This is a genomic window from Solibacillus sp. FSL R7-0682 (assembly GCF_038005985.1).
Taxonomy (GTDB): domain Bacteria; phylum Bacillota; class Bacilli; order Bacillales_A; family Planococcaceae; genus Solibacillus.
Genome location: NZ_JBBOUI010000001.1, coordinates 695347 through 715045, shown reverse-complemented (window position 1 = coordinate 715045; position 19699 = coordinate 695347). Strand labels below are relative to the sequence as shown.

Sequence of the window (19699 nt, the reverse complement as noted above, 5' to 3'; positions counted from 1 at the left end):
TAGCGCGAAATGATGTCTTTTCTTATGTGGATTTCCATGAAAAACTTATACCTTTTTATCCACCAAGGAAGCTGCAGATGGACTACAGCTTCACACATTATTTCTTCTTTTTGCTTTTTTTCTTTTTACCTTTTGCGATGCCTTCATAAAACGGCTTGTCGCTCTTTTTACCGTCTTTTCGACGTCCACGGGGATCACGCTCGCTGCTTCCGCTTCGTTTTTTCTCCTTCGCTGGACGCTCCTTGCTACCGCCTCGTGCTTTACGGTCACGTTTTTCACCTATGCGCTCTTTGTCCCCACTACGGCCTTCTTTACGTCCCGCATGGATTACCTTTGCTGTTTGGCGACGCGATGGGCGTGCATTTGAAACCATATCGACAATTTCGAAGTCGACAGAAGATTCTTCAATGACAACATTTGCGACACGGATTTTCACCTCATCGCCGATACGGAATTGACGACCTGTACGCTCGCCGATCATAACCATATGACGATCTTCAAAGCGGTAGTAATCATCGGTCATATTCGAAATGTGCACTAGACCTTCTACTGTATTTTCTAATTCAACGAAAATACCAAAGTTCGTAATCGATGAGACAATGCCAACAAACTCTTCGCCAATTTTATCGGACATATACTGCGCTTTTTTCAGTGCATCAGTATCACGCTCCGCTTCTACTGCACGACGTTCACGGTTAGATGTATGATCTGCAATTTCATCCATCACAGAGCCCCATTGTACAACGGTTTCCTTCGATGTATCCTGATTAATTAAATACGTGCGAATTAATCGATGAACAATTAAATCAGGGTAACGACGAATTGGTGATGTGAAGTGTGTATAAAACTCCGTCGATAAACCGAAGTGTCCTAATGACTCTGCGTAATATTTTGCCTGCTGCATCGAACGTAATAACATCGTTGAAATAACTGGCTCCTCTGGTAAGCCCTCAATCGATTGTATCACTTCCTGTAATGCCTTCGGATGAACCGAGTTGCCAGATCCTTTAATAACAATCCCGAAATTCGTAACGAATTCGAAGAAACGCTGTAATTTCTCTGGTTTTGGATCTTCGTGAATACGGTATAAAAACGGCAATTCCATCCAATGGAAATGCTCTGCGATTGTTTCGTTTGCTGCAAGCATGAATTCCTCGATTAATCGTTCTGCCACTGTACGTTCACGTAGGACGATATCTTGTGGCCAACCTTCTTCATCAACTAGCACTTTGGATTCTTTAAAATCAAAGTCAATCGCCCCGCGCACCATACGTTTATTACGTAAAATTTGTGCAAGCTCCTCCATGTTCTGGAACATTGGCACAAGCTTTTCGTAGCGCTCCATTAATTCTGGATTTTCGTCAGGATGCTCTAAAATCTTATACACATCTGTATACGTCATACGCTCCGTCGTGTTAATGACACTTTGGAAAATTTCATGCTTTACGATGTGCCCTGCACCATCAATAATCATCTCACAAGACAATGTTAGACGATCTACTTGTGGATTTAATGAACAAATCCCGTTCGATAAACGGTGTGGAATCATTGGAATTACACGGTCTGTCAAATATACAGATGTCGCTCGTTCATAAGCTTCCGTATCTAATACAGAACCTTGTGTCACATAATAACTTACATCTGCAATGTGGACACCTAGTTTGTAAGTACCGTCATCATACTTCACGACTGTAACTGCGTCATCTAAATCCTTGGCATCTGCGCCGTCAATCGTCACGATTACTTCATCACGTAAATCACGGCGGCCAACTAAATCTTCCTCTGCAATCTCATCTGGTACATCGGCTGCTGCTTGCACAACCTCTTGTGGGAATTCTGGTGGAATATCGTATTTATAAAGAATCGATAAAATGTCCACACCTGGGTCATTTTTGTGCCCTAATATTTTTGTAATGACACCTGTCGCTGATTTTGATGCGTCTGGCCAATGGGTTACTTCCGCTACTACTTTATGACCATCTACCGCTCCCAGTGCATCATCCTTAGCTATGAAAATGTCCATATTTAACTTTTTGTCATCGGTAACTACGAAGCCAAAGCCGCGATTTGCTTGGTACGTGCCGACAAAAGTTGTTTTATTACGTTCCACAATTTTTGTAATCGTACCTTCACGGCGGTCACCTGAAGATTCTTTTAAAATACGAACAAGTACGGTATCGCCATTTAGTGCGCCATTAGTTTCGTAAGATGGAATAAAAATATCGTCCATGCCCTCTTCTTCCGGTGCTACAAAGCCGAAGCCTTTTGCGTTACCGATAAAGCGTCCACGTAATAAATTCATGCGTTCTGGTAAACCATAACGGTTAGAACGTGAGCGCACGATTTGTCCTTGAGCTTCCATTTTAACAAGCGTTTTGACAAGTTCACGGAAATCATCTGCTTCTTCTAATGCAAACGCACCTTCAATTTCAGATACGGTCATCGGTCTATAATCATCATCCCTCATAAATTCGAGGATTTGGTTTTGTAAATCATTGTTTTGAGTCATAATTTTCCCTCCTTTGAACAGAAAATAATATATACTTCATTAGATTATCCAATCTAGCGTATTTAAAAACGTGAGAACTTCTTCATGAAGCTGATCTTTTTCTTTATCGAGTGTAATAACATGTCCGGATTGTTCAAACCAGCGTATTTCTTTTTGAATAGATTCGACGCTGTTGTAGATTATGTTTGCAGAATCTGGGTTAATGACTTGATCATGACGCGATTGGATAATTAAAATCGGGGCATAAAGTAAGTCAATGGACTGTCTTACTTCGTGAATCAGCTGCTGCAAATCAGGTAATGATGCCATTCCCTGCTGTTTGATCGCTTTGATCTCTAATTCAATTTCCTGTTCACTTTTACCTTGTTGTTTTTTGTATTGTTTAGCATATTCAATGACACCTTCAAACATAGTGTCTGTTGTGCGCATTGTCATAGGTGAACACATTGTGACGACACCTTTCACCGGCTGTTCAAGTGCAAGCTTTAATGAAAAAACACCGCCTAGTGATAGGCCAGCCACTGCAATTTCTTCATAGCCTGCTTGTTTTAATTGATTATACCCATTTATCACATCTTGCCACCAATCATGTGGATTCGTGACAATAAGTTCCTCTGGTGGTACACCATGTCCTTTATAATGCGGGGCAAGTGATGTATAGCCATGCTTTTCTAAATAACGACCTAGCATGCGCACATCCGCAGAGCTCCCTGTAAAACCATGTAGTAATAAAACCGCCCGTCGTCCTGCCTCAAAGAAAAACGGTGAAGACAAAGCCTTTTTCATCGTTACCGCCCCTGTCGAAATGAAGATATTATTTTCCTATACTGAAAATACGATTCGAGCACACCCTCGAATCGCCAAAAATTCCATTTCTTCTATTATACTGCCTTTTCTTCCACACTAAAAGAAAAAGCCTAACCTTGCAAAATGCTCGGTTAGGCGTTTGATTTCGTTCGATTAGATTTTTGTAATAGCTAAAGCTAACACGAAGAATGCAACAGATAAAACGATCGTAACACGGTGTAATACTAAATCCATCCCACGAGCCTTCTGTTTACCGAATAGTTGTTCAGCTCCACCAGAGATGGCACCTGATAAACCAGCGCTTTTACCTGATTGTAATAAAACGACAACGATTAAGGCTAAAGCTACGATAATAAGTAAAACTGTTAATAACGTATGCATTTGCTCCACCTCCTAGACATGGACGTCACAATACAAATTAGTATATCAAACTGGATGTAATATGACAATGTTACTTTGGCAATGAACACCATTTTTTTTAATCAAATGGATGGTACTTACACGCACTAATATCTCGCTTCGCGGCAAGAGCTAATGGCACCATTGTCTCAAACAATAAATCCTCTTCTTCAAAAATCAATTTACGTAAATCTATATTAAAATACTCTTTCATTCGAGATTCCGTCATCACTTCATGCACAGGACCAATCATTACTTTTTTCTGCTTCGCAATCATTAGTACTTGATCCGCTAAATAAAAGGCGTGGTTAGGGTAGTGTGTATTAATAATACATGAAATTTGATGCTCTTTTGAAAGACGCTTTAATGTTTCTAAAATTACAACTTGCTTTTGAACGTCTAAATGGGATTCAGGTTCATCTAAAATTAAAATTTCAGGATTCGATACGAGCGTTCGTGCGATTAAGGCAAGCTGTAACTCGCCTCCACTTACTTCATTGCATGATTTTTTTGCTAAATGTAAAATCCCAACTTCATTTAATGCTTCATGCGCTTTTTCGTAATCTTCTTTGCGTGGCTTTGAAAGCGAGCTAATGTATGGAGCACGTCCCATAACGACTAAGTCCTCAATTGAAAAGCCGAACACCATTTTATGCGCTTGTGGTACGTAGCCGATACGCTTCCATAGCTCTTTTTCAGCTATTTTTTTAAGTGGCACATCATCGATCAATGTCTCCCCTTGACGCCAATCATTTAAACCTGTAATACATTTTAATAACGTTGTTTTCCCAGCGCCATTTGGTCCAAGAATTGCCATAATTTGTCCCGGCTCTAATACAAAATCAATATTAGATTCATAAATAAAGGGCTTCGTTTCCTTCTTTTTTGCGTAGAAGAAGTTACCTTCACGTACTTCAATTTTCATGACCAACTACCTCCCGTTCTTCGTAATAAGTAAGCGAAGAATGGTGCCCCAACAATTGCCGTTAAAATTGATAATGGAATTTCTGCTGCCGTCACCGAACGAGCGAGTGTATCAATTAATAAAAGATACGCACCACCAAGTGCAATAGACATTGGTAAGACGCGCTCATTATTACTCCCGACAAACATACGGGCAATATGTGGGATGATTAAACCAACCCAGCCTACAATACCTGCAACGGCTACTGCTGCAGCTGTACAAAGGGTCGCACCAGCAATGACAAACCATTTTAAGCGCGTTACATTAATACCAAGCGATTTTGCTTCATCATCTGGTAATGTTAATAAATTGATGCGCCAGCGAAGGACTAACAATATGAACATCCCAACTAAAATAATTGGGCCAGCTGTATATAAATCACGGTATGAGGCTGTACCTAAGCTTCCCATTAGCCAATATGTAATGGCCGGAAGCTTTTCCTCTGGATCGGCGACGAACTTTGTTAACGAAATTAACGCATTAAATAGTGCACTCGTAACGACACCTGCTAACACAAGCATGAAGATCGGCAAATTTTTGCCTGCGCCACCTATCATATACGTAAACCCAATGGCTGCTAGACCAAATATTAATGCAAGGCCCTGTGTAATATAGCCATTACCAAATAATAAAATTCCGATAGATGCACCAAAGCCTGCACCTGCTGCTACCCCAAGAATATCAGCACTCACAAGCGGATTCGCAAACATTCCTTGGAAAGCCGCACCTGAAATGGAAAGCCCCGCACCAATTAATAGTGCGAGGATAATGCGTGGTAGTCGAACGGTCATTACTACGTTGTATTCCATTTGCGTCCAAGTTTGATCTATCGGAAAAATATGTGAACTTAAGATTTTCACCACTGTCACAAAATCTACTTCAAAACGGCCAATGCCTAGAGAAGCTATTGCTAGCGCAAGCGGTAGCACCCACAGTAAAATATTTTTCCACAATTTCATGATTTGTCCTCGACTTCATTAATATTTCGCAGCAGCTGAAGAAGGGTGTAAAATTTGCTCCACTTCTTCATCTGTTACGTCATATTCATAAAATTCTTTATAGTAGCTCTTAATTTCAGCATTCATATCGTAATTGAATAGCTCTGGTTGGTTAATGTTTGCTAACCATTTTAACATTAACGGTGCATCACCACTTGGTGGGAACCAGCGATAAATCCCTAATGGAATTTTGTACACTTGTTTGTTTTTTACGGCTTCTACTTGACTCCAGTCTTGACCTTCAATTGTATTGTTGTAAAGATCCTCTGGTTGGATTTCTGTGAAGTTTGTTAAAAAAATGATTTCTGGATTCCATTGATAAATTTGCTCCATGTTCACATCTTTACGACCTTGTACATCATTTTCTGCAACATCATTAGCCCCTGTTGCATTTAACCATTGATTACCAAAGAAGTTTTTACCACTTACCGTAATGGCTTGGTCAGATAATTGATACATCATTAACGCGTTTGGCTTTTGTTCTTTCGTTAAGCCATCGATCTTTTCATAAATTTCGTTTTGAACAGCTGTCCCAACTTCCAAAAACTTGTCCGCTCGCTCTGTTGTATTTGCGATTTGCCCCGTTAATTCTAACCAGCTATTGAATGTTGCAAGTGGCTCTGCTGCCGCAGCATCAATTGCTTTAATCGCTACAGTGTTGATTCCCGCTTTTCGTGCTAGTTCAATAGATTTTTCATCTGTTGCTAGTTCAAAATATACGTCCGGATTAATTTTCATTAATTCTTCCACGTTCATTTCACCGTTTTGTACAAATGAAGTATCCGCTTTCAAAACGTCTGGTGAAAGCTTCGCTAACATAGAGTTTTCAGCTGCATTGTATGAGTTTGGATGCATACCCACGATTTCTTTTGTTGAGTTTGTCGCTACATACCACGTATGGAAGTACGGTAAAATACCGCCTGATACGATACGATTTACTTCACCAGGAATTGTTACTTCAGTACCTGCTTGGTCAACTACAATTTTTTCCTCTAAAGTTGTTTGCACCTCTGCACCTGAGTCAGACGATGGATTTGTTGCTTCATCATTTGAACAAGCTACAAGTGCTGCTGTTGATAAAGCAAGTGTTGCTACTAATGATTTACGTTTGAACATTTAATACTCTCCTTAATCTTCTGAAAATCCCTGATGCTATTTAATCAGTTTTTTTCATTTATATTGCACTATTAATCACTTATCTATAAAAAATCATTTGAAATTATCACAAGAATGAGTATAATTGAAAATGATTTTCAATGTCAACTTCATTTCTCTTTTTAGTGAGAATGAGTTTCAATAATAATAAATTTGTTGTTTAAAGGAGAATTTTTATGGCGGAGTACAAGATTGTCAAGCTGGATGGCGGACATGCGTTTAGCTTAGAAGGCCGTGCAATGAATGTTTCAAACGAGCCAATGGACCACGTAACATTTATTGACCAATATGAAATTGGCAACGCCGATTTATCTGATTTCAATGTTTTAGTTGTAACGGATTTTATCGATCAAGAGTATTTATATGAACAAAAAGAAGTAATTGAGCAATTTTTAAACGAGGGAAAAATCGTTGTTTCATGCGCACATCTTTTCCGTCCATGGTTACCTGGTGCTGGTTTATTCATGCCTCAAAAAATTACGAAGCATTCGGACTACTTCATGGAGCCTGCTCATGACAACACATTTTACCGCAATGTAGATATGCAAGAATTGACGTACCGTAAAGGCGTTTCAGGGTTTTATGCACGTGGTTCACACCCAATCGTCAATAAAGAATCAGAAGTTGTTTTACGCTTTACTGATGGTACACCAATTGCCTTTATCGATCGTACCGCTACAAAAGGTACAGTAGTTGCAAGTGCTGCGCGCGACTTCCTAACATATGCAACAGGTGAAAATTCAACGCAATTAATCGCACCACAATTTTTAGCCTGGTTAGATGAAGAATTATTACGTTTAAAAGGAGCACAAGCATGAGAAAGATCGCAGTTTTATACAGTGGCCACGCACCACATTACGTGACATTCCACGAACCAAAATTCAATCAATACTTAGAAAAAATTATTTATCTCCCACATTTCGAAGAACAAAATTTAGAAGACATGGATGTATTGGTCGTTCCTTCTCAGCTTCACAACAAATATTTATTAGCTGCTGCCCCAATCATTCGTCGATTTGCGGACAATGGTGGTGTTGTAGTAGCATTCGGACCTCAGCCTTGGAACTGGATACCAAATCAAAACTGGGAAACACGTCCGACAAACTTCTGGTGGTGGTTAGAACCTAATGCAGATAGCGGTTTACGCATGGTTGGCGCTGATTACCCACTATTCCGTGATGGTCACTTAACAATTGAAGCATGCACTTGGCACCAGCACGGTGTATTCCACTTACAAGAAGGAATGCAATCGTTAATCGATATGAAGGATGGCGGCTCATTACTATACGTCGACAAAGTAAGCTCTAAAGGCACTTGGATCGTAACAACACTAGATCCAGACTTCCACTTCGGCTCTTACTTCATGCCAGCTACGGAGATGTTTTTAGAAGGCTTCTTACCATGGCTAGCATTCGGTGAAATTTAATTTATGATAAAAAAGCATGGCAGCTACGAGAGCGCCATGCTTTTTTTTATTTGTTATCGTCATCTTTGTTGTTATCATCGTTGTCCAAAACGCCATCATCATCGTCGTTATCGTCGTTATCCAAAATACCATCGTCATTGTCGTTGTCGTTGTTATCCAAGACACCATTATCATTGTCGTTAACATCATCATCATTATTATCATTACAAGCTACTAGAGAAAATGATAATAATAGTGTCATGAATAGCATGAAGTAATTTCGCTGTTTCATCATAAAAAGTAAAGCCTCCTTTAACTGTTTGCTAAAGTTTTCCCGTAATTTCTGTGATGAAACATGTAAATTAATATTTTTAATATTTTTTTGGTTGAATGCAACTGATTGTTATTCAACTACATATGATAAAATTAATAGAAAGTGAATGTAATAACACATTATTTTCTATACTGAAACGTGATGATTTCGGAAGCTTGTCCTTTTTCATTGAATGCCTGAATGGCAATTTCATCTTCATCGAGCAAAGCTGCTTGAAGCACTTCAAATTGAAAGTGATTATTTTTGGAAATTGGAATTTTTGCTTGATATCCGAACGGTAAAAAATCAGTTTGACCACTTAACTTAAATCGAATAAATATTTTTGTATCAAGTGTCTGTTCTTGATCAATTCGTCCCTTTACGACAATCGAGTCATTGTCCTTATTCACTATATATTGAATATCTGTTGGAGATGGCATCGTTCTTTTCTTTTGCAGTTTATTTTCTCTTTTCTTCAATTTTCGAAGGGCTTTTTTCGTTTTGGAATACTTTTTACGTTCCACTACTTTTTGACCTCCCTTTGTTACTTCCTGCTCATACTTTTGAATTTCTGTTAATGGCAAATCCAATCTCATACAAACCCCTCCTAAAATTTTACTTTTACTAAGTATATTAAACTTTTAGTGTTTTGAAATGAAAATTTTTAAATATTAATAGATTTAATTTAGCCATTTTAATTATTAATAAATTTAATTGAGTAATTTTGGTTAATGTTTTGATTCATTTAAGCGTTTTTAGGGCTATTTGTACAAATATTTTCTGTATTGTAAAGTAATATTGGAGGTGATACATTATACAAAAATCATTAAATTATTATTTTATGGAAGCATTAATCACCCGGTTTCACAACGAAGATCTTGAATTTGAATCCGTTCAAGAGGAATTTTCTCGCATGGAAGCCGGGCTTTCCGGTGAAAGAAGATTACGGCAAATTTCAAATGACTACTCGTTCAAGGAAGATACGAACATTTTTTATAATTTTGAGTGTATTAATGACAATGGGTATACCCATCAAATGGACGCGTTAATTTGCACCTCGGGTTATTTGCTCGTTGTCGAAGTCAAACAAATTTCTGGAACACTCGGTTATAAACCGCAACAGCATGAATCATTCCGCATAACGGAGGCTGGTGCACAAGAAAATTTTTTAAATCCATTTGACCAAGCTTTGCGGCATCAATTATTTTTAGAAAGTCGATTAAAATTATGGAATATTTCCTTACCAGTTTTATATATCATAGTCATCGCAAACGTCCGCGCTAAATTAGATAACTCCCTCCAAAACTTCCCCATTTTTCATGTAAACGGAATGCCAAGCTTGTTGGAAAAATTGCACGTTAAGTATCCTAAAAACTCAGTGAACTTAGGCTTCTTACAGAAACAATTAGAGCATTTATATTCCCCCTTACCCCAAGACGATCAATCGATAGAAGCCGAATCCGTAAAGGCGTGTTATGTGAAAAATGCAGCTTTGCCTATGCAATGAATTATGTTAAAGGATATTGGATTTGCCCCGTTTGCCCGTGTCGGAGCAAAGAAGCATTAAAGCTCGCGCTACATCAATATCGAATTATAATTAGCCCGAATATCAATAACCGAGCATTTCGAGAATTCGTAGGCATTGATAATAAAGGCATTGCTTCAAAAGTTTTGGTACGATCGGGTATGCAACAAATAGGAAAGAAACGTGGCGCGTATTTTGTCATTCCAGAAGATATATTTGAAAAAAGAAAGAGGTGAGGAGTTTTGGCACGATGAAAATTATGTGATTTAGAAAATTTGAAGTGATTTTAAATATAGTGTTGCAGGATTTTATTAGTATGCTTATAATTATATAAAATTGTATATTATTTACAGTTTTTTGTAATTTAAGTGGTGGGAATTGTCTATTAATTGCACTAGTTGTTCCTTTTTCTGAACGATTTTGTCTTTTTTATTTCTGATTTTGTCTCTTTTTCACTTGTTTTTGTCCTTTTCTTTAGGCTTTTTGTCCTTTAACTCCACGGCTCTGCTAGCACAACTATTAATTGGATATTATCTCGACCTCTTTGTCCATTTTCTCACACAATTTGTCCTTTTTTTAAAGCCTTTTGTCCTTTAACTCCACGGCTCTGCTAGCGCAAATATTAATTGGATATTATCTCGACCTCTTTGTCCATTTTCTCACACAATTTGTCCTTTCATTTTAGCCTTTTGTCCTTTAACTTCCTGGCTCTGCTAGCACAACTAGATTCTCCGCAACTCTACCATTAACACTACCTCCACAAACCCCACCAGGCATATAAAGCACTCAAGATAGCTCCCTTTACCTTGAGTGCTTCTGCTTGTTCAGATTCAGCTCAATCTTTCATCAACACCATTTCAAAGTGCTCCTTAAAAAACTCTCTGAAGTCCATACATCCATGAAGCCCACCGCTTCTCTACAACTGGCAAGACAAAAAAGCACACAAGAAAGAGTATTCTCTCTTATGTGCTTTAGCATGTAATTTACATATACAGTAAATTCATAATTATTTAATGTTATAGAAAGATTTGATACCTTCGTAACGAGATGTGTTACCCAGTTGGTCTTCGATGCGTAATAATTGGTTGTATTTCGCTACGCGGTCTGTACGAGATGGTGCTCCCGTTTTAATTTGCCCTGCGTTAGTCGCAACAGCGATGTCTGCAATAGTTGCATCCTCTGATTCACCAGAACGGTGTGAGATAACGGCTGTATAACCAGCACGTTTTGCCATTTCGATTGCTTCGAAAGTTTCTGTTAATGTACCAATTTGGTTTACTTTGATTAAAATTGCATTACCTACGCCTTCTTCAATACCACGAGATAATTTCGCAGTGTTTGTTACGAATAAATCGTCACCTACTAATTGTACGCGGTCACCGATTCGCTCTGTAAGTAATTTGTGACCAGCCCAGTCGTTTTCATCTAAGCCGTCTTCGATTGAGATGATTGGGTATTTGGCTGTTAACTCTTCGTACCAAGCAACCATTTCTTCTGAAGTACGAACGACACCTTCGCCTTTTAAGTGGTATTTGCCATCTTCTTTGCTGTATAACTCAGAAGATGCTACGTCCATTGCTAGGCGTACTTCTTCACCTGCTTTGTAGCCCGCTTTTTCGATTGCTTCTAAGATTACTGTAATTGCTTCTTCGTTTGAGCCAAGGTTTGGTGCGAAACCACCTTCATCACCTACTGCTGTGTTGTAGCCTTTGTCCTTTAATACTGCTTTTAAGTGGTGGAAAATTTCAGCACCCATACGTAGTGCATGCTTGAAGCTTTGTGCACCTACTGGCATAATCATAAACTCTTGTACGTCTACGTTGTTGTCCGCGTGCTCACCACCGTTGATGATGTTCATCATTGGTACTGGTAATTGTTTTGAGTTGAAGCCGCCTAAGTATTGGTATAAAGGAATATCTAAATAATCCGCTGCTGCGTGTGCTACTGCCATTGAAACACCTAAAATTGCGTTTGCACCTAATTTACCTTTGTTGTCTGTACCGTCAAGCTCGATTAACGCTTGATCGATTACAACTTGGTCTAATACAGAGTATTGACCTTCTAATTCTTCAGCGATAACTGTGTTTACGTTTTCTACCGCTTTTTCAACACCTTTACCTAAGTAACGGCCTTTGTCTCCATCACGTAATTCTACTGCTTCATATTCACCAGTTGATGCACCAGATGGCACGATTGCACGTCCGAATGCACCTGATTCTGTAAATACTTCTACTTCTACTGTTGGGTTACCGCGAGAGTCTAATACTTCACGAGCATATACTTGAGTAATGAATGGCATAATAAAAATCTCCTCTGTAAGTAAATTTATTAGGTACTTGCAATTTTGCAAGCTATATAATCAACCGTGCGAAGGCTTATTCTTCGTTTGGCATAATTAATGATTAATTAATGATTTTCCTGTCATCTCTACAGGCTGTTCAATGTCTAGTAAATCTAGCATTGTTGGTGCTAAGTCAGCTAAAATTCCATCTTCATGTAGCATAACTCCGCGTTTTGTTACGATAACTGGGACTGGGTTTGTCGTATGTGCTGTCATAGGCTGATCATCGATTGTTACAACCTCATCTGAGTTACCGTGATCGGCTGTAATAATTGCTTGCCCGCCCTTAGCGACAATCGCATCGACCACTTTTCCTAAACATTCATCTACCGCTTCGATTGCTTTAATCGTTGGTTCTAGCATACCTGAGTGACCAACCATATCAGGGTTAGCAAAGTTTAAAATGATTGCATCATACTTATCCGCAGCAATTGCTTGTAACAGGGACTCAGTTACTTCATATGCACTCATTTCTGGCTTCAAATCATAGGTTGCCACTTTTGGAGAGGCGATTAAAATACGTTCTTCTCCAGCGAATTTTTCCTCACGCCCTCCGCTCATAAAAAACGTCACGTGCGGATACTTTTCGGTTTCGGCAATACGTAGTTGAGTTTTCCCGCTTTTTGCGATAACTTCCCCAACTGTGTTGACAAGGTTATCCGATTCGAATGCTACTTGAGCCTTTACTTCATCACTATAATGTGTAAACGTAACAAATTTCAAATTCGTTGGGTGCTTTTTGCAATAAGTAATTCCTTCAAATGGCTCACCTGTAAATACCGTAGAAAGTTGAATCGCACGGTCTGGACGGAAGTTGAAGAATATGACTGCATCATTCGTATCAACCGTGGCAACTGGCTTCCCTTCCTCGGTAATGACAAATGGGATTACAAATTCATCGACCACATCACGGTCATACGATGATCGAACACCAGCTGTAGCTGAAGCGGCCGTAGATCCTGTACCGTTTACTAATGCATCATAAGTTAATTGCACACGCTCCCAGCGACGGTCACGATCCATCGCATAATAGCGACCATGAATACTTGCAAATTTACCAACGCCGATTTCTTCCATTTGCTTTTCTGTTTCGCGAATATAGTCAAGAGCAGTTGTTGGTCCAACATCACGTCCATCTAAAAAGCCATGAACATATACTTCTTTTATGTTATTGGCCTTTGCTAATTTTAATAGCGCAAATAAATGCTCATAATGGCTGTGTACACCGCCATCTGAAAGTAGGCCCATTAAATGAAGCTTCGAGCCGTGTGCTTTTGCATGCTCGACTGCTTCTAAAAATTGTTCATTGTGGAAGAAATCCCCCTCACGAATCGATTTGTGAATGCGTGTTAAGCTTTGATACACAACTCGACCTGCACCAATATTTAAGTGCCCAACTTCTGAGTTCCCCATTTGGCCTTCTGGTAGTCCAACTGCCTCACCACTTGCAATTAATGTTGCATGTGGATATGCATGCCAGTATCGGTCAAAGTTAGGTTTATTTGCTTGTGCCACCGCATTCCCTTTTACTTCTTCACGAAAGGCAAAGCCATCTAAAATAATTAATGCAACGGGTTGTTTAGGCATTTGCTGCCGCCTCCAATAATTTCATGAATGATGCTGGTTGTAAGCTTGCACCACCAACTAATGCACCATCAATATGTTCTTTTGTTAATAATTCTTCGATGTTTTCTGGTTTTACACTGCCACCATACTGAATGCGAATCTTGTCAGCTGTAGCTTTGCCGTATAAGCTTTCTACAACAGCACGAATCGAACCGCATACTGCATTGGCATCATCTGCTGTTGCCGTTTTGCCTGTTCCGATTGCCCAAATTGGCTCATAGGCAATCACCATATGCTCTACTTCTACTGGTGCAAAACCTTCTAACGCCTTCGTAATTTGACCAGCTACTTTTTTTACTGTCAAACCAGCTTCACGCTCTTCTAACGTTTCACCACAACAAATAATTGGCACGATTCCATGATTTAATGCCGCACGAACTTTTTTATTTACTGCCTCGTCTGTTTCGTTGAACATTTCACGACGCTCTGAGTGGCCTAAAATGACATAGTCTACATTAATATTCGAAAGCATAGCTGGGCTAATTTCCCCTGTAAATGCTCCCTCATCTTCAAAGTGCATATTTTGTGCACCGATTGCTAATGATGAATCTTCTGCTGCCACAACTAAAGTCGGCAAAAAGATTGCAGGTGCGCATACAACTGCATCGACTTTGTCGGGAGAAGGAACTGCCTGTTGAATTTCTTCAACAAAATCAACCGCCTCATCAAATGTTTTATACATTTTCCAGTTTCCTGCTACGATTGGTTTACGCATAGTATATTCCTCCATTTCTTATTTATCGTTTAAAGCTACAATTCCAGGTAATTCTTTGCCTTCCATTAATTCTAATGAGGCACCACCACCTGTTGAAATGTGATCCATTTGAGATGCTACTTCGAATTTTTCTACCGCTGCAGCTGAGTCACCGCCACCGATAATTGTGTAGCCTTCGGTTGTAGCCATTGCGTCCGCCACTGTTTTTGTCCCATTGGAAAACTTGTCCATTTCGAATACGCCCATTGGACCATTCCAGATGATTAATTTCGATGTTTTAATTACTTCTGCATACTTTTCTGCTGTTTTTGGCCCAATATCAAGACCCATCCAATCCGCTGGAATTGCGTCGATGTCTACTATTTTTGTTTCGGCATCTTTTGAAAATTCATTTGCAACTACTGCATCAACTGGCATGTGTAATGCTACACCTTTTGATTTAGCTTGTTCAATAAAGCTTTTCGCCAATTCAATTTTATCTTCTTCTAATAGGGATTTACCGATATCATGTCCCATTGCTTTAACAAATGTGAAGGATAGACCACCACCAATAATTAAATGATCTACTTTATCTAATAAGTTTTCAATCACACCGATTTTGTCCTTAACCTTTGCACCACCGATAATTGCTGTAAATGGACGCTCTGGGTTTGATAATGCTTTTCCTAATACATCTAATTCTTTTTCCATTAATAAACCTGAAACGGCAGGAACGAATTTTGCGATTCCTTCTGTTGATGCATGGGCACGGTGAGCTGCACCAAATGCATCATTCACATAAAGGTCTGCTAATTTTGCAAAATCTTTTGATAAGCCTTCATCATTTTTTTCTTCTCCTTTATGGAAGCGAACATTTTCAAGAAGAAGGATATCGCCATCTTGCATATTGTTTACGGATACTTCAACTGCTTCGCCAATTGACTCATCTAGCTTTGTCACAGGCTTGCCCATTAATTCAGCTAGGCGCTCCCCAACTACTGTTAAACGCATATCTTCATTTACTTCACCTTTTGGACGGCCAAGGTGTGAAGCTAAGATAACTTTCGCGCCGCCTTCTACTAGTTGCTTGATTGTTGGAATTGCTGCACGAATACGCGTTTCGTCAGTAATTTTCCCATCTTCCATTGGCACGTTGAAATCAACACGTACAAATACGCGCTTGCCTTTTACTTCTACATCGTTCATTGACTTCTTTAAAAACATAAAGAAAATCCTCCTTAAATATTTAGTATCGGATATTTTCTAATTTCACTAATCATATAGCTAGTTCAAATAGTATCAAAATTGTGTCGGACTGTCTTGTAATGTCCTCATTTTACTTATCTCCAAAAAAAGAGCGGTTGGGTGATTCCCTACCGCTCTTCTACCCTTATTTATTATAAAGTGTACGCCAATTAAAGGCTATACTTTTTATGACGAATAACGATTAATATGTCACACTTTTTCTTTAATTTCGAAAAAGTATGTCACAATTATTTATTCCTTAATACCGCGCTCTGCAATGTATAATGCTAAATCCATTAAGCGAGTAGAATAACCGATTTCGTTGTCATACCATGAAACAACTTTCACCATGCGGTTTTCCATTACCATCGTTGATAAACCGTCAATTGTTGATGAAGCAGCGTTACCATTGTAGTCAATCGATACTAACGGCAATTCATTGTATGCTAAAATCCCTTTTAATTCGCCTTCTGATGCCTCTTTTAATGCTGCGTTAATTGTATCTACCGTAACATCTGCATTAAGTTCTGCTACTAAATCTACACATGATACGTTTGGTGTAGGTACGCGCATTGAGAAACCGTCTAATTTTCCTTTAAGTTGTGGCAATACTTTAGATACTGCGACTGCCGCACCCGTTGTTGTTGGAATCATTGATACTGCTCCAGCACGTGCACGGCGTGGGTCAGAGTGTGGAAAGTCAAGAATACGTTGGTCATTTGTGTATGAGTGAATTGTCGTCATCATACCGCGCTTAATACCGAACTTTTCGTCTAATACCTTTGCCAGTGGAGCTAAACAGTTTGTCGTACACGATGCATTCGAGATAACGTCCTGTGATGGATCATAATCTTTATGGTTTACACCCATTACATATGTTGGCATATCCCCTTTTGCAGGAGCTGACAGAATTGCTTTTTTTGCACCTGCTTCGATATGTTTTGAGACTTCTTCCATCGAACGCCATCTACCTGTACATTCAAGAACAACGTCAACGCCAATCTCGCCCCAAGGTAATTTAGCTGGATCTTTTTCTGAATACACTTGAATGCGTTTGCCATTTACGATAAATGCATCATCTTCTGCTTGCACATCTGCATCGTACACACCGTGAATGGAGTCATATTTTAATAAATGCGCTAATTGCTTTGCATCTGTTAAGTCATTTACTGCCACTACTTCAAATTCATCATGCTTCATCGCCTCGCGGAATACTAAACGTCCGATACGACCAAATCCGTTAATTGCTAATTGTAATGCCATTTGAAATTCCTCCAATAATTTATTATTTAATCAGTATGCTATTAAACATACTTTTAAAAACTACTTTATATTTCCTAAAATCTCGTTTGCAGTTTGCTCATCGGTAATGAGAACCGATTGTACAGCAGCATTTTTAAAGTAGGCTTGAATTGCAGTAGCTTTATTCGCACCCGCTGCAATTGCAATGACCTTTTGAGCATTTTTTACTTGTTCAAGCTGAATGCCTATTGTTCGAATATGATGAACGATTTCGCCTGCCTCATTAAAGTAATAGCCAAATGCTTCACCGACTGCACCCTTTTCATTAAGTAGCTGTTGCTCTTGCTCAGAACTATTTCTTCGGAGCGCCATTTCTTGGGCTGCACCAATACCATGAACAACAATGTTAATTTGCTCATAAAGGGTCATCATTTCTTCAATCATCGGTTCGCTTTTCATTGCCTGATATGCTTGATCGCTTAAATGCTCTGGTAAAAATAAGGTGCGATACGTAGCGCCACATTTTTGTGCAAACTTAGCAACTAATGTATTCGCCTGGAATGTCATTTCATCCCCCATTCCACCTCGTGCAGAAATAAATTTCACTTGATTTAACAAAGTGTTGGGTGTTAAAAATTCCTCTATTGTCGCTACTGTACTTCCACCCGTGACCGCAATTTTATCTTGCCCTTTTGCACTTGTATTTAAAATAGTTGCAGCTTCTTTGCCTAGGTGATGTTTTACTGTGCTATCTAATTCCACATTTCCAGGTACGATTATCACCCGTTCGATGCCAAATATATCTTTTAGTTGCTGTTCTTTAGCAGCTAAGCCCGACAATTCACGGAACAAGGAAAGAAGCTGCTCCAATATTTCATACCCTTGTGGTGAGCAAATCATACCTTTTTGTTGAATAAAAATTAATTTTTGCTCATTTAATATTGTTGTTTCATTACGAATTTCTCGTTCAGATAAATTTAGTTGCTCAGCTAAAGCTCTTCTTCCAATTGGACCAAATGTCGCTAATGCCTGCAAAACTCGAAAACGTTTTTGAAATAATAAATCTATTTCAGGCATCAATTTTCGCTCTGCTTCAAAAAATGAAATATTGTCCAAAATCTCACCTACCAGTATTTATTGGTCGTAATTTGTCCCACTATATAATTTTTAGTCCCACTTGCGGCAAAAAAATAATTTGTGCCTTTATTATAAAATGAATAATATTTGTTTGCAACAATATCCCTTCAATTCCGAAAATAATTCGTGATTGGGCGCTAGTAATTAATCACTTAGCGCCTCTAAAAGGGTCGGATAGTCAAGCTGACCATATTGAATAACATCGCCATCTTGTTCAACAACTGGAATCATAAACATATATTTTTCATGTATGACATCATTTTCTTCAATATTAATTTGCTCGATGTCAAATGAAATATCCTCCTGAACAATTTTGAGTACGTGTAGTCCTTCGTTACATAACTCGCAATCGGGTCTTGAATAAAATTTTACAAGCATGCTTTTCTCTCCTTTCCTTTATTATAGCTTTTATGAGGTTTTTTTTTACAAATATATATTGTATTTTTCGTGACTCGTTCCTTTTGTGCCTTCACATAAACCTTGTTCTGTGATCCAATTATCGTCCGTTGATTACCATTTCAGGAGGGTATTTTTCATCAAAAAGACACTTCCAATATGAAAGTGTCTAAAATTTTCTTCCTGCACCGCCGCCTGATGATCCTCCACCACCGAAACCGCCAAAGCCTCCTGATGTCCCTCCACCTAAGCCTCCGCCTAAGCCAGTCGGGAAGCCACCCTGTCGATAGATTCTCCGTGCTGTTCGTCTACGTCCTCCTGGACCACCTCCTCCGCCGTATCTAGAAATGATGTAATAAACGACAATGATAAATAGAATGAATCCAATCGAAACACCTCCACCCTCTGTTGAGTGATCAACGGGCCTCACCAAGTCCGTACCACTTACTTCGCCATCCATTTCCTCATAAAATTGCGAAAATATGTTGGCGAATGCATTTGTATAATCCCCATTCGCTAAGTACGGCATCATATACGTATCAATCATGCTTCCGAGCTTGCCATCTGGATAATCGCCTTCTAAACCTTCGCCAACGGAAATCCATACGTCATTTTGACCTGGCCCTTGCTTAGTCGTTGCAAAGATAAGCATGCCATTATCCACCTTTGCACTTCCAATGCCCCAGTTTCGTATCGTTTCTGTACCAAATTCATAGGGTTCTAGCTCTCCAATTGTATCGATGGTCATCATTATTACGACATTGCCAGTAGAATCTTCTAATGTTTTCGCTGCTTGGATTAGCTTTTTCTCGACATCCTCTGAAATGACATTAGCATAATCATAAACATAAGAATTGTATGCAGGCTTTGGTGGAACTGCCGCCATCGTAGAAATAGGCAGTAAAAGCAGACCAATTAGAAACGAGATTAAAAACCTCATGTC

The 19699-nt window shown here is 39.1% G+C and carries 19 protein-coding genes; 4 read left to right on the top strand and 15 right to left on the bottom strand.

The annotated features are described in order from the left end of the window. Nucleotides 1-97 precede the first annotated feature (97 nt). The 6 genes from rnr to MKZ17_RS03650 all read right to left on the bottom strand — a co-directional run bounded on the left by rnr (nt 98) and on the right by MKZ17_RS03650 (nt 6793). Nucleotides 98-2509 (bottom strand): ribonuclease R, encoded by a 2412-nt coding sequence (gene rnr / locus MKZ17_RS03675; RefSeq protein WP_340722445.1) that lies wholly within the window; start codon nt 2507-2509, stop codon nt 98-100. A gap of 39 nt (nt 2510-2548) precedes the next feature. Beyond that, entirely contained in the window at nt 2549-3295 is a 747-nt protein-coding gene (locus MKZ17_RS03670) for an alpha/beta hydrolase (RefSeq protein ID WP_340722444.1), read from the bottom strand. A gap of 174 nt (nt 3296-3469) precedes the next feature. After that, on the bottom strand, nt 3470-3697 hold the full coding sequence (gene secG, locus MKZ17_RS03665) for a preprotein translocase subunit SecG (RefSeq protein ID WP_340722443.1): 228 nt from the start codon (nt 3695-3697) through the stop codon (nt 3470-3472). Between the two features lie 97 nt (nt 3698-3794). Further along, a complete protein-coding gene (locus MKZ17_RS03660; RefSeq protein ID WP_340722442.1) occupies nt 3795-4640 on the bottom strand; it encodes an ABC transporter ATP-binding protein in 846 nt (281 codons plus the stop codon). Further along, a complete protein-coding gene (locus tag MKZ17_RS03655; RefSeq protein WP_340722441.1) occupies nt 4637-5638 on the bottom strand; it encodes a FecCD family ABC transporter permease in 1002 nt (333 codons plus the stop codon). Before MKZ17_RS03655 ends, MKZ17_RS03660 begins: the two co-directional genes overlap by 4 nt. An 18-nt stretch (nt 5639-5656) precedes the next feature. Further along, a complete protein-coding gene (locus MKZ17_RS03650; RefSeq protein WP_340722440.1) occupies nt 5657-6793 on the bottom strand; it encodes an ABC transporter substrate-binding protein in 1137 nt (378 codons plus the stop codon). Nucleotides 6794-7008: 215 nt separating this feature from the next. Between MKZ17_RS03650 and MKZ17_RS03645 the strand changes: the two genes are divergently transcribed. The 3 genes from MKZ17_RS03645 to MKZ17_RS03635 are packed head-to-tail and all read left to right on the top strand — an operon-like array spanning nt 7009 to nt 8475. Next, nucleotides 7009-7650, top strand: coding sequence for a phosphate starvation-inducible protein PhoH (locus MKZ17_RS03645; protein ID WP_340722439.1), 642 nt, complete (start codon nt 7009-7011; stop codon nt 7648-7650). Next, the gene (locus MKZ17_RS03640) at nt 7647-8258 is read left to right on the top strand and encodes a hypothetical protein (protein ID WP_340722438.1); all 612 of its coding nucleotides are present in this window, start codon (nt 7647-7649) and stop codon (nt 8256-8258) included. The genes MKZ17_RS03645 and MKZ17_RS03640 overlap by 4 nt, the downstream gene beginning before the upstream one ends. A gap of 16 nt (nt 8259-8274) precedes the next feature. Then, complete coding sequence (locus MKZ17_RS03635) at nt 8275-8475, top strand: hypothetical protein (RefSeq protein ID WP_340722437.1); 201 nt, start codon at nt 8275-8277, stop codon at nt 8473-8475. Between the two features lie 215 nt (nt 8476-8690). Here MKZ17_RS03635 and MKZ17_RS03630 read toward each other — a convergent pair whose 3' ends face one another. Next, nucleotides 8691-9146 carry a hypothetical protein gene (locus MKZ17_RS03630; protein ID WP_340722436.1) on the bottom strand — a complete coding sequence of 152 codons (456 nt, stop codon included), beginning with the start codon at nt 9144-9146 and terminating at the stop codon, nt 8691-8693. A gap of 245 nt (nt 9147-9391) precedes the next feature. On the opposite strand from MKZ17_RS03630, the gene MKZ17_RS03625 reads away from it, so the two are divergent. Next, the gene (locus tag MKZ17_RS03625) at nt 9392-10057 is read left to right on the top strand and encodes a nuclease-related domain-containing protein (RefSeq protein ID WP_340722435.1); all 666 of its coding nucleotides are present in this window, start codon (nt 9392-9394) and stop codon (nt 10055-10057) included. Nucleotides 10058-11081: 1024 nt separating this feature from the next. Here the strand turns inward: MKZ17_RS03625 and eno are convergent. From eno to MKZ17_RS03585, 8 genes are all read right to left on the bottom strand, one after another. Then, a complete protein-coding gene (gene eno, locus MKZ17_RS03620; protein WP_340722434.1) occupies nt 11082-12374 on the bottom strand; it encodes a phosphopyruvate hydratase in 1293 nt (430 codons plus the stop codon). 96 nt (nt 12375-12470) lie between these two features. Further along, nucleotides 12471-14003 (bottom strand): 2,3-bisphosphoglycerate-independent phosphoglycerate mutase, encoded by a 1533-nt coding sequence (gene gpmI, locus MKZ17_RS03615; RefSeq protein ID WP_340722433.1) that lies wholly within the window; start codon nt 14001-14003, stop codon nt 12471-12473. Further along, a complete protein-coding gene (gene tpiA / locus MKZ17_RS03610) occupies nt 13996-14757 on the bottom strand; it encodes a triose-phosphate isomerase (protein WP_340722432.1) in 762 nt (253 codons plus the stop codon). Before tpiA ends, gpmI begins: the two co-directional genes overlap by 8 nt. Before the next feature lie 18 nt (nt 14758-14775). After that, on the bottom strand, nt 14776-15960 hold the full coding sequence (locus MKZ17_RS03605; protein ID WP_340722431.1) for a phosphoglycerate kinase: 1185 nt from the start codon (nt 15958-15960) through the stop codon (nt 14776-14778). Between the two features lie 273 nt (nt 15961-16233). Next, the gene (gene gap, locus MKZ17_RS03600) at nt 16234-17244 is read right to left on the bottom strand and encodes a type I glyceraldehyde-3-phosphate dehydrogenase (RefSeq protein ID WP_340722430.1); all 1011 of its coding nucleotides are present in this window, start codon (nt 17242-17244) and stop codon (nt 16234-16236) included. Nucleotides 17245-17304: 60 nt separating this feature from the next. Next, on the bottom strand, nt 17305-18339 hold the full coding sequence (locus MKZ17_RS03595) for a sugar-binding transcriptional regulator (RefSeq protein ID WP_340722429.1): 1035 nt from the start codon (nt 18337-18339) through the stop codon (nt 17305-17307). A gap of 165 nt (nt 18340-18504) precedes the next feature. Next, nucleotides 18505-18738 (bottom strand): glutaredoxin family protein, encoded by a 234-nt coding sequence (locus MKZ17_RS03590; RefSeq protein WP_340722428.1) that lies wholly within the window; start codon nt 18736-18738, stop codon nt 18505-18507. A gap of 187 nt (nt 18739-18925) precedes the next feature. Continuing rightward, nucleotides 18926-19696 (bottom strand): TPM domain-containing protein, encoded by a 771-nt coding sequence (locus MKZ17_RS03585; RefSeq protein WP_340722427.1) that lies wholly within the window; start codon nt 19694-19696, stop codon nt 18926-18928. Between the last annotated feature and the right edge of the window lie 3 nt (nt 19697-19699).

What these genes read in the sequence shown, in the direction of transcription:
- rnr (WP_340722445.1), bottom strand. Translation starts at nt 2,509, where the DNA reads ATGACTCAAAACAATGATTTACAAAACCAAATCCTCGAATTTATGAGG.
- MKZ17_RS03670 (WP_340722444.1), bottom strand. Translation starts at nt 3,295, where the DNA reads ATGAAAAAGGCTTTGTCTTCACCGTTTTTCTTTGAGGCAGGACGACGG.
- secG (WP_340722443.1), bottom strand. Translation starts at nt 3,697, where the DNA reads ATGCATACGTTATTAACAGTTTTACTTATTATCGTAGCTTTAGCCTTA.
- MKZ17_RS03660 (WP_340722442.1), bottom strand. Translation starts at nt 4,640, where the DNA reads ATGAAAATTGAAGTACGTGAAGGTAACTTCTTCTACGCAAAAAAGAAG.
- MKZ17_RS03655 (WP_340722441.1), bottom strand. Translation starts at nt 5,638, where the DNA reads ATGAAATTGTGGAAAAATATTTTACTGTGGGTGCTACCGCTTGCGCTA.
- MKZ17_RS03650 (WP_340722440.1), bottom strand. Translation starts at nt 6,793, where the DNA reads ATGTTCAAACGTAAATCATTAGTAGCAACACTTGCTTTATCAACAGCA.
- MKZ17_RS03645 (WP_340722439.1), top strand. Translation starts at nt 7,009, where the DNA reads ATGGCGGAGTACAAGATTGTCAAGCTGGATGGCGGACATGCGTTTAGC.
- MKZ17_RS03640 (WP_340722438.1), top strand. Translation starts at nt 7,647, where the DNA reads ATGAGAAAGATCGCAGTTTTATACAGTGGCCACGCACCACATTACGTG.
- MKZ17_RS03635 (WP_340722437.1), top strand. Translation starts at nt 8,275, where the DNA reads ATGGCAGCTACGAGAGCGCCATGCTTTTTTTTATTTGTTATCGTCATC.
- MKZ17_RS03630 (WP_340722436.1), bottom strand. Translation starts at nt 9,146, where the DNA reads ATGAGATTGGATTTGCCATTAACAGAAATTCAAAAGTATGAGCAGGAA.
- MKZ17_RS03625 (WP_340722435.1), top strand. Translation starts at nt 9,392, where the DNA reads ATGGAAGCATTAATCACCCGGTTTCACAACGAAGATCTTGAATTTGAA.
- eno (WP_340722434.1), bottom strand. Translation starts at nt 12,374, where the DNA reads ATGCCATTCATTACTCAAGTATATGCTCGTGAAGTATTAGACTCTCGC.
- gpmI (WP_340722433.1), bottom strand. Translation starts at nt 14,003, where the DNA reads ATGCCTAAACAACCCGTTGCATTAATTATTTTAGATGGCTTTGCCTTT.
- tpiA (WP_340722432.1), bottom strand. Translation starts at nt 14,757, where the DNA reads ATGCGTAAACCAATCGTAGCAGGAAACTGGAAAATGTATAAAACATTT.
- MKZ17_RS03605 (WP_340722431.1), bottom strand. Translation starts at nt 15,960, where the DNA reads ATGTTTTTAAAGAAGTCAATGAACGATGTAGAAGTAAAAGGCAAGCGC.
- gap (WP_340722430.1), bottom strand. Translation starts at nt 17,244, where the DNA reads ATGGCATTACAATTAGCAATTAACGGATTTGGTCGTATCGGACGTTTA.
- MKZ17_RS03590 (WP_340722428.1), bottom strand. Translation starts at nt 18,738, where the DNA reads ATGCTTGTAAAATTTTATTCAAGACCCGATTGCGAGTTATGTAACGAA.
- MKZ17_RS03585 (WP_340722427.1), bottom strand. Translation starts at nt 19,696, where the DNA reads ATGAGGTTTTTAATCTCGTTTCTAATTGGTCTGCTTTTACTGCCTATT.